General features: G+C 66.5%; 9 protein-coding genes. 4 read left to right on the forward strand and 5 right to left on the reverse strand.

Annotation, left to right across the window (positions count from 1 at the left end):
* Positions 1-314: 314 nt before the first annotated feature.
* The 3 genes from ACW171_RS14045 to ACW171_RS14055 all read right to left on the reverse strand — a co-directional run bounded on the left by ACW171_RS14045 (position 315) and on the right by ACW171_RS14055 (position 2,629).
* A complete protein-coding gene (locus tag ACW171_RS14045; RefSeq protein ID WP_492094012.1) occupies positions 315-551 on the reverse strand; it encodes a helix-turn-helix domain-containing protein in 237 nt (78 codons plus the stop codon).
* A gap of 7 nt (positions 552-558) precedes the next feature.
* Entirely contained in the window at positions 559-1,080 is a 522-nt protein-coding gene (locus tag ACW171_RS14050; RefSeq protein ID WP_492094014.1) for a DUF2975 domain-containing protein, read from the reverse strand.
* A 127-nt stretch (positions 1,081-1,207) separates the two neighbouring features.
* A complete protein-coding gene (locus ACW171_RS14055) occupies positions 1,208-2,629 on the reverse strand; it encodes a protein adenylyltransferase SelO (RefSeq protein ID WP_492094016.1) in 1,422 nt (473 codons plus the stop codon).
* A gap of 341 nt (positions 2,630-2,970) precedes the next feature.
* Here ACW171_RS14055 and nhaA point away from each other — a divergent pair, with 341 nt between their 5' ends.
* Both nhaA and ACW171_RS14065 read left to right on the forward strand, forming a co-directional pair.
* Positions 2,971-4,182, forward strand: coding sequence for a Na+/H+ antiporter NhaA (gene nhaA / locus ACW171_RS14060; protein WP_492094018.1), 1,212 nt, complete (start codon positions 2,971-2,973; stop codon positions 4,180-4,182).
* Positions 4,183-4,417: 235 nt separating this feature from the next.
* Positions 4,418-7,078: a TonB-dependent receptor gene (locus ACW171_RS14065; protein ID WP_492094020.1), complete on the forward strand. Its 2,661-nt coding sequence runs from the start codon at positions 4,418-4,420 to the stop codon at positions 7,076-7,078.
* Positions 7,079-7,365: 287 nt separating this feature from the next.
* Here the strand turns inward: ACW171_RS14065 and ACW171_RS14070 are convergent, their stop codons facing one another.
* Complete coding sequence (locus ACW171_RS14070) at positions 7,366-10,452, reverse strand: efflux RND transporter permease subunit (RefSeq protein ID WP_492094022.1); 3,087 nt, start codon at positions 10,450-10,452, stop codon at positions 7,366-7,368.
* Positions 10,453-10,462: 10 nt separating this feature from the next.
* Positions 10,463-11,617, reverse strand: coding sequence for an efflux RND transporter periplasmic adaptor subunit (locus ACW171_RS14075; RefSeq protein WP_492094023.1), 1,155 nt, complete (start codon positions 11,615-11,617; stop codon positions 10,463-10,465).
* Positions 11,618-11,842: 225 nt separating this feature from the next.
* On the opposite strand from ACW171_RS14075, the gene lepA reads away from it, so the two are divergent.
* Both lepA and ACW171_RS14085 read left to right on the forward strand, forming a co-directional pair.
* Positions 11,843-13,651 (forward strand): translation elongation factor 4, encoded by a 1,809-nt coding sequence (lepA, locus tag ACW171_RS14080; protein ID WP_492094025.1) that lies wholly within the window; start codon positions 11,843-11,845, stop codon positions 13,649-13,651.
* 248 nt (positions 13,652-13,899) lie between these two features.
* A complete protein-coding gene (locus ACW171_RS14085; RefSeq protein WP_492094027.1) occupies positions 13,900-14,619 on the forward strand; it encodes a DUF305 domain-containing protein in 720 nt (239 codons plus the stop codon).
* Positions 14,620-14,623 lie beyond the last annotated feature (4 nt).

Genomic DNA, 14,623 nt, shown 5'->3' on the forward strand with positions numbered 1-14,623 from the left:
AACAGTGTCTAGATCAGATCGACCTTCGGGTTTCGCAAGAGGCGGCAAGCCAGACCGTAACCGAAGGTGATGAAGAAGCTGTGCAGTAGGTACGAGGCGGTCTCGTGACCGTATTCATACAAGGCGGTAATCCAGAAGGATCACCGCCCTTGGCGAGCTATATGGCAGAGCTGCCTGAGCATGTCATCAGCCGTAGACATCAATTGATGACATCAAGTGATGACTTATTGTTTCCTGTGGCCGAAATGCCCGCCCGGCCGAGGTTGGCGAGGGCCGAAAACGGATCGCCCCGGCGCGAAGCCGGGGCGATGTCTTCAGTCTTCTCCGCCGTCTCCGGGCGACTGAGGCCCGGGCGTATTGGCCAGAAGCTGGCCCGGCTGGCAATCGAGCTCCCGGCAGAGGGCATCCAGTGTGGAGAAGCGGATGGCGCGCGCCTTTCCCGTCTTCAGGATGGACAGGTTGGCGATTGTGACCCCCACCCGATCGCTGAGTTCGGTCAACGACATGCGCCGTTCGACCAGCATCTGGTCCAGTTGAACTTGGATGGCCATGACGCCCTCAGACCGTCATCTGTTGGTCGTCACGCATGGCCGCGCCCTGACGGAACACTTCGGCGAGCATGAAAACGATCAGGATGCCCAGCCAGGCGCCGAGATCGACCTGGTAGTCGAGGTCGCTGACGATCCCCTCAGGAATGGTGAGGGCGAGAATGGCTGCGCTGACCTGGACGCCGATCAGGCCGAGGCCGACGCCTTGCAGCCTCCCGACGTTGGCGCGCTCGAAGGCGTCGCCATTGTTCACGGCCAGGAACATCCGGCGCAGGCGGTTCAGGATCCACCATGTGCTCAGCGTCGCCACGAAGGCGGCGAGATAGGAGGCGCGCTCGTTGAGGAGCAGCGGGCGTCTGTCATTGTCGTTCTCGGAAAGGCCATCGATGAAACCGGCGGCGAAGTCCGGAATGACCAGCGAGGCGAGCAGCATCAGGGCTGTCATCACGACGGCGAAGGCGACGAAAACGTTCGCGAAGCCTAGAACCCAGCGCAGCACGCTGGCGATGGAGCGACGACCGATGAGCTTCATTTGACTACCTCCCCGCCGCATTGTGCGGCCATGTCGATAGTCGATATGGTTTGATTGATTATCAATCAAGAACTTTGTCGATAAACGATATGAAACTTCTGTAAGGTTGGTTCCGGTGCGGGTCGGTTCAGCTGCGAGCGGCGCGGCTGGCTTCGATTCGCGCCAGCTTGTCGTGCAGGGCCGACCAGTCGTCGGCGCTGTCGATCAGAGCCCATATCGCCTCCACCTCTTCGATCAGCATTTCCTCGGGGTCGGGGCGGGCGAAGACCGGATGTTCCAGCCGCTCAGGCCGATCGGGTTCGTGCTCGAACAGGGCAAAGCGGAAGGCGTCGAAGGCTTCGCCCTGCCACGCCTTCGCCCGGGGGCCGGCCAGGGCGCGGGCCGAGGAGGAAAAGCCGGCGAACCAGTCGTGGAACAGGGGCTCCCAGCGGATAGCCTCGCCCTTCTCCCGTAGGAGGGCCAGGGTCGTATCCATCAGTCGCTGATCCGCCGCCTCGCCGAGGCTCTTCACGCCAAGGCGCTCCAGGAAGGCGGCGCGCAGTTCGCGGATATAGGCGGGGCCGAAGCCGTTCAGTGCCTCGGTCAGGGGTTCGACATCGGCGACCAGCTTCAGGCAGCCGGCCAACTGAGTCAGGTTCCAGAAGACGGCTTCCGGCTGGCGGGCGAAGGCATAGAGGCCGGTCTGGTCGAAATAGGCAGCCGTGAAGGCCGGGTCGTAGAAGGGCAGCCAACGCCAAGGGCCATAGTCGAAGCTCTCGCCAGTGACGTTCAGATTGTCGGTGTTCAGCACGCCGTGAACGAAGCCGGCGGCGACCCAGCGGGCGGTCAGCCGGGCCGAGGCCGCGACGATGGCGGCCAGCAGGCCGGGCGCGTCTCCGGCGGCGACGGCCGGGTGGTAGAGGGTACGAACATGCTCGACCAGGGTCTCGATCTGGTCGGCGCGGCCGAAGAAGGCGGCGCGCTGGAAGGTCCCGAAGCGGACGTGGCTGTGCTGGAGCCGGACGAGGACGGCTGAGCGGGTGGGGGAGGGCTCGTCGCCGCGTTCGAGCTGTTCGCCGGTCTCGATCAGCGATAGGGCGCGACTGGTCGGAACGCCTTGTGCCTCCAGCATGGCGGCGGCGAGCACCTCGCGAACTCCGCCCTTCAGTGTCAGCCGGCCGTCGCCGGAGCGGGACCAGGGCGTCGTGCCGGAACCCTTGGTCCCGAGATCAAGCAGGCGGCCGCTCGTTGCTTGAGTGACGGAGGTCTCCCGCAGCTGCGCCGCCAGAAACCCGCGTCCGTCGCCTAGGTCGGGGTTGTAGGTGCGGAACTGGTGCCCGTGATAGCGCATGGCGATCGGGCCGGGCTGTCCGGGCAAGGGTTGGAAACGGCCGAAATGGGCGATCCATTCGGCGTCGGTCAGGGTGTCCAGGCCCACGGTCGCCGCTGCCCGGTGGTTGCGGACCCGCAGGATCGTCTGGGGGAAGTCGGCGGGCCGGACGGCGTCGCCGTACTCCTCGCCCAGGTCGAAGAAGCGGGGTTCGGGGCGATAGGCGGGGCTTACGGGCATGGGCGGGACATGGCCTTATGCGGCTTCGGCCGCAATGGCCTGCGGTGTCGGCCGGGTTGGCGGTTCGCGTCGCGAAAATTTTGCAGTTCCGACCTGCGCTCTTCGCACTCGGTCGTGATCGGGCCACCGTCGTGGATCCGGCGACGCGTCGGCGCTGCAAAGGCCGCTGACGCCCGAAGGATGACCGGGCTGGATTGAACTTCCCTGGCTTGGCGGTATTCTGTGGTCAGAGATCAGGCCCTTGCGGCCAGGCCGGCGTCGCTGTTGCAGCGACGAACCCGGTCCGGCGTCCGTCGATAACCGGGCGCCACGGAACAGACCTTTCCCGACTGGAGGCCGCCGTGGCGCGCAAACTGACACTCGACTTTCTCAAGACCGAGGCCGCTTCGGGCACCGTGCTGGGGCTCGCGGCCATCGCCGCCCTGGTTGTGGCCAACTCTCCGCTGTCCGAGGCCTATTTCTACTGGCTGAAGAGCGAGCACCTGTTCCAGGCTGGGCCGCTGCAGCTCCAGCTGTCGATCTCGGAGTGGATCAAGGAAGGCCTGATGGCCATCTTCTTCCTCGTGGTCGGTCTGGAGATCAAATACGAGATCCGACAGGGTGAGCTGAGCGATCCGAAGAAGCTGGTGACGCCGGTGGTCGCGGCGCTCGGCGGCATGCTGGGGCCGGCGGCGATCTATCTGCTGGTGTCCGGCGGGCTCGGCGGGCCGCATCAGGGATGGCCGATCCCCCTGGCAACCGACATCGCCTTCGCCCTGGCCGTCTTCGCCCTGGTCGGCAAACACCTGCCGTCGTCCTTGCGTGTCTTTCTCCTGACCCTGGCGATCGTCGATGATCTCGGGGCGATCGCCCTGATCGCCGTCCTGTTCAGCGAGGGTGTGAACTGGATGCTGGTGGGGGCGGCGGGAGCGCTGCTGCTCGCCGGATCGGTCATGTCGCTGCGGCGCATCCCGGCGCCCTTCTGGGTCCTGGGTTTCGCCCTGGTCTGGTGGATGAGTGTCAAGGCGGGGCTCAGCACGTCTCTGGCCGCCGTCGCCTTCGCCGCCATCGTGCCTGTGTCGCCGCGTTCGGAGGACCAGCAAAGCCCGCTGAAAGAGGCGATGCACGACCTGCATCCCTATGTCGCCTATCTGGTCCTGCCCCTGTTCGCCTTCGCCAAGGCGGGGGTGTCCTTCGCCGGTCTGTCTGTGGAGCAGATGCTGGCGCCTCTGGTGATAGGGATCGCCGCAGGCCTGTTCATGGGCAAGCAGATCGGCGTGTTCGGCGCCGCCTGGCTGATCTCGGCCCTGAAGATCGGCGCTCGGCCCAGCCAGGCCAGTTGGCTGCAAGTCTACGGCGTCTCTCTTCTTTGCGGGGTGGGATTCACCATGAGTCTTTTCATCGGTGCTCTGGCGTTCCCCGGCGCGGTGGACTCGCCCGAACAGGTCGAAGTCAAGCTGGGCGTGATCCTGGGCTCCGTCCTGTCGGCCGTGACGGCTGCGATCGTCCTGGCGATCGCGTCCCGGCGTCACGAGGCTTCCAAGGCTTCGCGCTCCGCCATTACTGAATCCTGAAGCGCGAATATTGACCTAAGGTCATCGCATTCTGTCGCTTTCGCGTCACACAGGGCGCTGTCGCAAGGCTGAAACATGGCGTGAGCCCCGGCTTGTCCTTGTCGCACCGTGCGGCTTGGACTACGCAAAACGTTCGAGAATCCGACGCTCCAGAAGAGGGTGCGGGTTGGGAATCAGGAAACGCCGCGATGTGCTCCCAGCAGGGAGGCGTCGGGCCATGAGCCGGGAGCCATCCATGCGTCTTACTCAAATTCTTCGTTGCACCGCTTCGGCCGCCGTCGTCGGCGCCGTCGCATTCGGCTTCGCCGGTACCGCCTCCGCCCAGGACCAGGAGGGCCAGGCTTCGTCGGTCGACGACATCATCGTCACCGCCCAGCTGCGCGAACAGAGCCTGCAGGACGTGCCCGTCGTGGTCACCTCCCTGTCCGCTGAAGCCCTGGACAACGCCGGCGTCCGCGACATCAAGGACCTGCAGATCCTGACCCCCGGCATGACGGTCACTTCGACCCAGTCGGAAGCCTCCACTACCGCCCGTATCCGCGGCGTCGGAACCGTGGGTGACAACCCCGGCCTGGAAAGCTCCGTCGGCGTCGTGATCGACGGCGTCTATCGCTCGCGCAACGGCGTCGGCTTCGGCGACCTCGGCGAGCTGAGCCGCATCGAGGTCCTGAAGGGGCCGCAAGGCACGCTGTTCGGCAAGAACACCTCGGCCGGCGTCATCAACATCATCACCGAGGCCCCGTCCTTCACGCCCGGCTTCAACGCCGAACTGACCGCCGGCAACTACGGCGCCCTGGGCGCATCGGGTTCGATCACCGGTCCGATCTCGGACACCGTCGCCATGCGACTGTACGCCGCCCGCCGCGTCCGTGACGGCTTCTACGACGTCAACACCGGCGACGGCCCACGCACGAACGAGGACGACGCCAACCAGGACTTCTACACCCTGCGGGGCCAGCTGCTGATCCTGCCGTCGGACAACGCCTCGGTCCGCATCATCGCCGACTACTCGAGCCGCGACGAATATTGCTGCACGGGCGTGGTCACTCGCTCCAGCCCGACGGCCGCCATCATCAACCTGCTGACCGCGCCGAACGGCCCGGGCACTGCCGCTCAAGCCCCGGCACCGGGCCTCGTGCCCTTCTCGCGCCTGGCCTATGCCAACCGCGACACCGGCCAGCAAATGGAAGACATGGGTCTGTCGGTCGAGGCCAACCTCGACATCCCGTCGTGGAACGCCCGCCTGACCTCGGTCACCTCGTGGCGCGACTGGTCCACCGTCAACGGCATGGACCTGGACTACACGGGCGCCGACATCCTGTACCGCAACGGCGACGGCGGGTTCGGGTATGACCTGACGAACGTCACGCAGGAGTTCCGCCTGGCCGGGACGTCTGACAAGTTCGACTGGCTGGTGGGCGGCTTCGCGACCCTGGAAAACATCGGCCGCGACGACACCTACTACTTCGGCTCGGACTACAACCCGTTCATCTCGCTGCTGCTGACGTCGAGCCTATCGGCCCAGACCGGCGGTGCGATCGCCGCGAGCCCTGCGCGCCTCGGCTGCTTCTCGGGCAACTACAATCTGGTGCCGGCCGCCGCACGGGCGACCTACTTCCTGGGCTGTCTGCAAGGCAATCCGGCGGCTCCGGCCCTGCCGGGCGCTCCGCTGAACATCGTGGGCCAAGGCGCTATCGACCAGTACAGCCAGCGTTCGGAATCCCTGGCCCTGTTCACCAACAACAGCTGGCGCGTGACTGACCAGCTCGAGCTGACCCTGGGTCTGCGCTACACCCTGGACAACAAGCGCCTGCTGGGCGTGCAAGACAACGTCAACGGCAACGGCGCGTCCTGCGCCGCCGTCCTGGGCAACGCCACGCTGATCGCACAGGCCTTCGGCAGCGTCCTGGGTAGTGCGGCAGCCGGCGCGGCCGCTGCGAACAATCTGGTCGGCCCGCAGTGCCTGCCCTGGAACAACGCCCTCTACGACAACCGCCGCATCCAGGAGACGCACGACGACGGCGTGCTGTCTGGCACGGTCAAGGCAGCCTACCGCCTGAACGAAGACCTGATGTTCTATGGCTCGTACGCTCGCGGCTACAAGGGCTTCGGCTACAATATGGACCGCGTGCAGACGGGCGTGACCCCGGACGCCTCGCTGTTCTTCCCGGCCGAAACCGTCGACAGCTATGAAGCCGGCTTCAAGTCCACGCTTCTGGACCGCAGCCTGCTGTTCAACGCCACCTACTTCTACCAGGCGTTCGAGGACTTCCAGCTCAACACCTTCCTGGGCACCGCCTTCGTGGTCGAATCGATCCCGGAGCTGACCACCCAGGGCGTCGACGCCGACGTCATGTGGTTCACCCCGGTCGACGGCCTGACCCTTTCGGGCGGCCTGACCTACACGGACGCCGAGTACGGTCGCTTCACCGCCGCGGATCTGTCGAGCCCGGGCCGCTTCCCGCAGCTGTCGCTGCTGCCGGGCGCGCGTCCCTCGTTCGCTCCGGAATGGTCCGCCGCGGCCTCGGTCAACTTCGACCGTTCGATCGGCATGGGCATGCGCGCCGGCTTCTCGCTCTCGGCCAAATACATGACCGAGTACAACACCGGTTCGGATCTGATCCCGTTCAAGATGCAGGACGCCTTCACCGTCGTGAACGGCCGTGTCTCTGTCGGTTCGGAAGACGAGCGCTGGACGCTGGAAGCCTGGGCTCAAAACCTGACGGACGAAGAGTACGTCCAGGTCGCCTACAACTCGCCGCTGCAAGGCACCGCCTTCCAGTCGACCGCCCAGCCGAACGGCACCTTCTACAACCAGGCGCTGGACACCCAGGGCATCAGCGCCTTCCTGGGCGCGCCGCGCACCTTCGGCGCCACCCTGCGCCTCAAGTACTGATCCGGACGTAGATCTGGACGCCTGAAGCCGGCCGGGGGCGACCCCGGCCGGCTTTTTCTTGCCTGCTTCATCGGCTGTGCGGATCGCGAACGCGTGCGGTCGCCGGGCTCGGACCATCAGTTACGTCTCGTCGAAGGGTGGGCCAGCGGGCGTCCGTCATGTGCGCATCCCGCACGGACCTGGTCGGACTTTCAGCCTTGATGCGCACAAGAAAGCCGCGCCGCCCGAGGGGAGCGACGCGGCTTCAGGCTGTCATCATCGCCGCCCCGTGCGATCGAAAGGCGGGCCTATTCGGCGGGCGCGGGGGGCACGCTGTCGTGGGTGTGGTGCTGGCCGGCGAACATCCCGCCCAGTCGCCGGCGGAACCATCCGGAGATGTCATCGACGATGGTGAAGATCGGGGGAATGAACAACAGCGACAGGAAGGTCGAGGAGATCAGGCCGCCCACGACGGCGATGGCCATCGGCTGACGGAACTCGACGTCGGCGCCCCAGCCCACGGCGACCGGGATCATGCCGGCGCCCATGGCGAAGGTTGTCATAAGGATGGGCCGGGCGCGCTTGTGCGCCGCGTCCATGATGGCGTCGATCCGCTTCATCCCCTCCTGTTCGGCGATGACGATGTAGTCGACCAGCAGGATGGAGTTCTTGGCCGCGATCCCCATCAGCATCAGCACCCCGATCAGGGACGAGATCGAGAAGCTGGACCCCCCGATCATCAGGGCCACGAAGGCCCCGCCGATGGCCAGAGGGAGCGAGGCCATGATGGTGATCGGATAGGCGAAGCTCCGGAACAGCAGCACCAGGACGGCATACATCAGGAGGATGCCGGTCATGAAGGCGACGGCGAAGCCACTGATCATCTCGGCGATGAACTCCTGGTCGCCGGCAGGGACCTGGCGGACGCCCTCGGGCAGGTTCTGGACCGAGGGCAGCTTCTGAACCAGTGCGCCCGCCTCGCCCGACCGGATGCCGTCGAGTTCGGCCGTGATCGAAGCGATCCGCGAACGGTCCTGACGCAGGACCTGCGACGGACCGGCACCGAACTGGATGTCGGCGACGGCGCTGAGCGGCACCGCGCCGCCGGTGGCGGTCGGAACCCGCAGGGTCTCGATCACCGACAGGTCCTCGCGCGCATCGGCGGTTAGGCGCAGACGGATCGGCACCTGACGGTCGCCGAGATTGTATTTGGGCAGATTCTGATCGACGTCGCCGATGGTGGCGACGCGCACGGCCTGGGAGATGGCGCTGGTCGAGACGCCCATGAGGGCGGCCTGATCGGGACGCGGCGTGACCAGGATTTCGGGCCGGGCAATCGAGGCCGTGTTGACGACGTTGGCCAGGCCCGGAACCGTCCGCATCTCGGCCTCGACCTGACGCGCGGCTGCGACCAGGGCCTCGCCGCTGTCGGACAGGATGGAGAAGGTATAGCTGGTGCCGTCCGACGGTCCGCCGCCCTGGTTCGCGATACCTGCCCCGATGCGGGCGCCGGGGATGTCCTTCCAGCTGTCGACCATGGCGCGCGCGAACGCCTGCTGGCTCAGGTCGCGGTCACCCTTGGGCAGGAGGTCGGCATAGAGGTTGGCCTGGTTGACGTCCTGGCCGCCGATGGATGCGAAGACGGAGGTGACCTCCTCACGCGCACGCAGGTCGCGGGTCAGGCGCTGAACGACGGCGTCGGTCTGGGCCAGGGTCGCCCCGGGCGGCAGTTCGACCGAGAAGCCGGCGCGGGCGACATCGCCTGAAGGCTGGAATTCGAACGGAACGCGGGTCGCCAGGAAGCCGGAGCCGAGGAACAGCAGGGTGCCGATCAGGAAGACCTTCCATCGGTTGGCCAGGCTCCAGGACAGCGCCCTCAGATAGCCGGACATCCAGAAGGGATCGCTGTCCTCGTGCTTGTGGTGCTTCAAGAGGTAGGCGGCCATCAGCGGCGTCAGTGTTCGCGCCACGACGAGCGAGAAGGCCACGGAGACGCAGGCCGCCAGGGCGAAGGCCTTGAAGAACTGGCCGATGATGCCGGGCATGAAGCCGACGGGCGCGAAGACGGCGATGATGGTGGCGGTGGTGGCGACGACGGCCAGACCGATCTCGTCGGCGGCCTCCATGGAGGCATTGTAGGGCGACTTGCCGTCCCGCATGTGTCGGACGATGTTTTCGATCTCGACGATGGCGTCGTCGACCAGGATGCCGATGGTCAGGGACAGGGCCAGGAGGCTGACCACGTTCAGCGACTGCCCCAGCGGCTCCAGCACCGCGAAGGTGGGGATCAGCGACAGGGGCATGGCCATGGCGGTGATGAAGGTGGCCCGCCAATCGCGCAGGAAGATGAAGACCACGATGACGGCCAGGACGGCGCCCAGCAGCAAGGCCTCCAGCGAGGCGATGTAGCTCTCCTCGATCTGCTCGACGCTGGCGGTGACCTGCTGGATTTCGAGCTCGGGATGATCCTCGTCGATCTTGGCGACGGCCTCGCGGACGCGTTCGGCGATCTTGACCTCGGATGCCGTGCGCGAGCGCAGGAAGTTGAAGGTGATGGCTTCCTGGCCGTTGTAGCGGGCGAGGCGACGCGGTTCGGACCAGTGGTCTTCGACTGTGCCGAGGTCGCCGAGGCGGACGGTGCGACCACCGCTGAGAGGGATGAGCGTCTCGCGCAGCTGTTCGATGGAGCCCGCGGCGCCCAGGGTGCGGATCGACCGCTCGGAGCCCGAGATGGTGACGCGCCCGCCCGGCTGGTCCGAGTTGACACTGGACAAAGCCTGGCTGACCGCCGCCGCCGTGAGGCCGTAGGAGGCCAGACGGTCGGGGTCCAGCTCGACCGCGATCTCGCGATCGACGCCGCCGGAGCGGTTGACCTCGCCGACGCCCCTGATGGCCAGAAGGCTGCGGCTGATATCGTTGTCGACGAACCAACTGATCTCTTCGGGCGTCATGGTCGAGGACCGGACAACCCAGGTGATCAGGGCGTCGCCGGTGATGTCGATGCGCTGGACCGAGGGCTCCTGCATGTCCTGCGGCAGGTCGGCGCGCAGGCCGCTCATGGCGTTGCGGACGTCGTTGGTCGCGCGCTCGGTGTCCGTTCCCAACTCGAACTCGATCGTCGTCGCGGAGACGCCGTCCATGACCTGGGAGTTGATGTGGCGGACGCCGGACAGCCCGGCGAGGCTATCCTCGATCAACCGGGTGACCTGAACCTCCATCTCGCTGGGCGCCGCGCCGGGGCGCGCCGCCGTCACGGCCACGAGCGGGAAGTCGATGTCCGGGTTGTTGTTGATCCGCATGCTGTTGAAGGCCAGCAGACCGGCGATGGTCAGCAGGGTGAACAGCAGAATGATCGGGATCGGATTCTTGATCGACCAGGAGGAGATCTTGTTCATGGTCGGAGGCCTAGCGCGCGGCCGAGGCGGCGGGGGTGGTCGCGGCGGTTGCCGGGGCGCGCGCCGGAACGACGTTGACGCGGTCTCCGTCGCCGAGGAAGCCGGCGCCCTCCACCACCACCTGGGCCCCGGCGTTCAAGCCGGTGACCGACGTGCGATCCTCGGCGCGAGACAGGACGTTCACGGGTTGGAAGCGGACGTGGTTGTTGGTCATCAGGACGAACACGCCGGCGCGGTTCTCGCGGTAGAGGACGGCGGGCGTCGGTACGGTGATCGTCGGCTGGGCGCCGACGTCGATCTGGGCCTTGGCGAACATGCCGGGGCGGAAGCCGCCGTTGCCGGCCAGGGCGATGCGGGCGACGCCCAGACGGCTCTCGGCATTGACCTCCGGCGTCACGATGCGAACGCGCCCCGTCGTCTGGCCGACCTGATCGGACGAGATGGTCGCGGTCTGGCCCGCACGGATCAGGCCCAGTTCGGTCTCGGGCACCTGGGCGTCGAGCTCCAGGCGGCCGTCGCGGACCATGCGGAACATCTCCGTCCCGGCGGCGACGATCTGGCCGCGCGTGACGCTGCGGCTGATGATCAGGCCAGAGACCGGGGCGCGCAGGGTGGCCTGGGACAGGCGGGTCTGAGTCTCGGACAGCGAGGCGCGGGCCGAAGCCAGATTGGCGGTCGAGGCGCGCTGGTTGGCAAGCGCGGTGTCCAGCGAGGCCTGGCTGAGGAAGCCGCGCTCCTTCAGCTCCTGAGACCGGGCCAGGGCGGCGTCGTCGCGCGCCAGGTTGGCCTCTGCTGTCTGGACGCTCGCCTGTTGCTGGCGCAGCTGGGCGCGCAGCAGGGCGTCGTTCAGTTGAACCAGGGGCTGGCCCTGACGAACATAGGAGCCTTCATCGACATAGACGGCCGTCGCCACCAGGCCGCCGGTCTCGGCGCCGACCGGCACCTCTTCCCAGGCCGTGACGGTGCCGGAAGCCGTGATGATGCGCGGCAGGTTGGTCGTGGCGGCGGAAACGACCGTGACGGTCGGGCCGGAGGCGCTGGGCTGGTCGGACTTCTCCGCCGTCTCGTCCCCATGGCCGCCACAGGCCGCGACGGTCAGGCCGATGCCGAGAATGAGCGCGAGAGCGGAGGCGCGGATAAGGCGGGTCGAAGGCGTGGGGGCCACGGAGCGATCCTGTATGTCTGGGCGGGCGAAGCGGCGCCGGCAGGGGAGGTCAACCGGCGATGACATAATCCGGCGAGCCGGCCTCCATACCGCGTCCGGGCCCCGTCCTCAAACGACAAGCGGCGCCATTACTGCGATGTAATCCGTGCCGAATGCGGTTGCGAAACGGCTTCGACGCGCGCTGCGTTGGCGCTACCGCCCGACCCATGCTAACCGCGCCGCACAATGACGACGCCCCCGATTTCCCAGATCCGAAACTTCTCCGTGGTGGCCCATATCGACCACGGCAAGTCCACCCTGTCCGACCGACTGATCCAGTTCACCGGCGGGCTGACGGCGCGCGAGATGTCCGCCCAGGTGCTGGACAACATGGAGATCGAGAAGGAACGGGGGATCACGATCAAGGCGCAGACCGTGCGCCTGCACTACAAGGCCCAGGACGGCAAGGACTATATTCTCAACCTGATGGACACGCCGGGACATGTGGACTTCGCGTATGAAGTCTCGCGCTCTCTGGCAGCGTGCGAGGGTTCGCTGCTGGTCGTGGATGCGTCGCAGGGGGTCGAGGCGCAGACCCTGGCCAATGTCTATCAGGCGATCGACAACAACCACGAGATCGTGCCGGTCCTGAACAAGATCGACCTGCCCGCCGCCGAGCCCGAACGGGTTCGACAGCAGATCGAGGACGTCATCGGCATCGACGCCTCCGACGCGGTCATGGCCTCGGCCAAGTCCGGCATCGGCATCGAGGAGGTGCTCGAGGCCATCGTCACCCGGTTGCCGGCGCCCAAGGGCGACATCGACGCGCCGCTCAAGGCCATGCTGGTCGATGCCTGGTACGATCCCTACCTCGGCGTCGTGCTGCTGGTCCGGGTCTTCGACGGCGTCCTGAAGGCGGGTCAGCGCGTCAAGATGATGCAGGCCGGCTCGACCCATCTGGTCGATCGCGTCGGCGTCTTCCTGCCCAAGAACACTCCGGTGGACCAGCTCGGTCCGGGCGAAGTCGGCTTCATCACCGCTCAGATCAAGGAAGTCGCCAACGCCGCCGTCGGCGACACCATCACGGATGAAAAGAAGCCGACCGCCGAACCGCTGAAGGGGTTCAAGGACGTCCAGTCCGTGGTCTTCTGCGGCCTGTTCCCGGTCGACGCCGCCGATTTCGAGGACCTGCGCGCCGCCATCGGCAAGCTGCGGCTGAACGACGCCTCCTTCACCTATGAGATGGAAAGCTCGGCCGCTCTGGGCTTCGGCTTCCGCTGCGGCTTCCTCGGTCTGCTGCATCTGGAGATCATTCAGGAGCGGCTCAGCCGCGAGTTCAACCTCGACCTGATCGCGACGGCGCCGTCGGTGGTCTACAAGATCGGCCTGCGCGACGGCTCAGAGATCGACCTGCACAACCCGGCCGACCTGCCCGACGTGATGCAGATCGAGACCATCTCCGAGCCGTGGATCAAGGCGACTATCCTGACGCCCGACGAATACCTAGGCAGCGTCATCAAGCTTTGCCAGGACCGTCGCGGGTCCCAGGTCGAACTGTCCTACGTCGGCAACCGCGCCCTGGTGATCTACGAACTGCCGTTGAACGAAGTCGTGTTCGACTTCTACGACCGGCTGAAGTCGATCTCGAAGGGCTATGCCTCGTTCGACTACGAGATCACCGACTACAAGGTCGGCGACCTGGTAAAGATGTCGATTCTGGTCAACGCCGAGCCCGTCGACGCCCTGTCGATGCTGGTCCACCGCGCCCGCGCCGAAACGCGCGGCCGGGGCATGGTCGAGAAGATGAAGGAGCTGATCCCGCCCCACATGTTCGTCATCCCGATCCAGGCCGCCATCGGCGGCAAGATCATCGCGCGCGAGACGGTGCGGGCGCTGCGCAAGGACGTGACGTCGAAATGCTACGGCGGCGACGCGACGCGCAAGAAGAAGCTGCTGGAGAAGCAGAAGGCCGGCAAGAAGCGGATGCGCCAGTTCGGCAAGGTCGAGATCCCGCAGGAAGCCTTCATCGCCGCGCTGAAGATGGACGAGGATTGACCGCCTGCCGGCTGCGGTGAACCGAGGCGCGTCTTTTTTGACGTCGTCGCCTTGACTGCCGGCGATCGGGTGCAATCCCGGACACGCGTTCCAGTCGCTTCCAGCCCCTTGCCGTTCCACAACAGGGGGGGCATCCGCGCCGGTCCTGCGCGGGATTGCCGGGAATTCATGTCCCCAGCCTTGCCCCCGCAGGCTTCGAACGCCTAGTCTGGATTGTGGCCGGAATGGGCCAAGGGGAGTGGTCAGGCGTGCGCTTTCAGTTCGGCATCCTCGCGGCCCTGACGACGGGCCTGATCGCCGGACCGGCCCTGGCCCAGACCGCCCCGTCTCCTCCGATCTTCAATCCCGGCGCACCGGGCCAGCCGTCGCGCATCATCACCCCGGCCGAGGCGCGTGAGCTGAGCCGGTCGACCTATACTCCCGCCGACGTCGTCTTCATGCAGCACATGATCGTCCACCACGCCCAGGCGGTCGAGATGGTGGACCTGCTGGAGACACGCGGCGAGAACCCGACGGTCAAGCGTCTGGGCCAGCGCATCGCCCTGAGCCAGGCGGCCGAGATGGACCTGATGCGCGGCTGGCTGGAGGAACGCGGCGAGCCGCTGGAGATGGCCGGGATGAGCCATGGCGGTCACGGCGCGATGGATCACTCGGCGCATTCCGGGATGGATCACGGCGCCCATACAGGTCACGGCGCGACGCCCGATCCGGACGACACGCCGGTCATGGCGGGCATGCTGACGCCGCGCCAGATGCGCACCCTGGCCGCCGCCCAGGGGATGGCCTTCGACCGGCTGTTCCTGACCGGAATGATCCAGCATCACCAGGGCGCGCTCGACATGGTCGCCGACCTGATGGCGACGCCGAACCCTGCGCAGGACACCCTGTTGTCCGATTTCACGACCTCGGTCGTCGCCGACCAGCAGGCGGAAATCCTGCGCATGCAGTCGCTGCTGTCCGATTTCTGAACCC

Source organism: Brevundimonas sp. FV1ye28 (assembly GCF_058681135.1).

Coding starts and splice junctions, on each gene's coding strand:
- ACW171_RS14045 (WP_492094012.1), bottom strand. CDS start 551: ATGGCCATCCAAGTTCAACTGGACCAGATGCTGGTCGAACGGCGCATG.
- ACW171_RS14050 (WP_492094014.1), bottom strand. CDS start 1,080: ATGAAGCTCATCGGTCGTCGCTCCATCGCCAGCGTGCTGCGCTGGGTT.
- ACW171_RS14055 (WP_492094016.1), bottom strand. CDS start 2,629: ATGCCCGTAAGCCCCGCCTATCGCCCCGAACCCCGCTTCTTCGACCTG.
- ACW171_RS14065 (WP_492094020.1), top strand. CDS start 4,418: ATGCGTCTTACTCAAATTCTTCGTTGCACCGCTTCGGCCGCCGTCGTC.
- ACW171_RS14070 (WP_492094022.1), bottom strand. CDS start 10,452: ATGAACAAGATCTCCTCCTGGTCGATCAAGAATCCGATCCCGATCATT.
- lepA (WP_492094025.1), top strand. CDS start 11,843: ATGACGACGCCCCCGATTTCCCAGATCCGAAACTTCTCCGTGGTGGCC.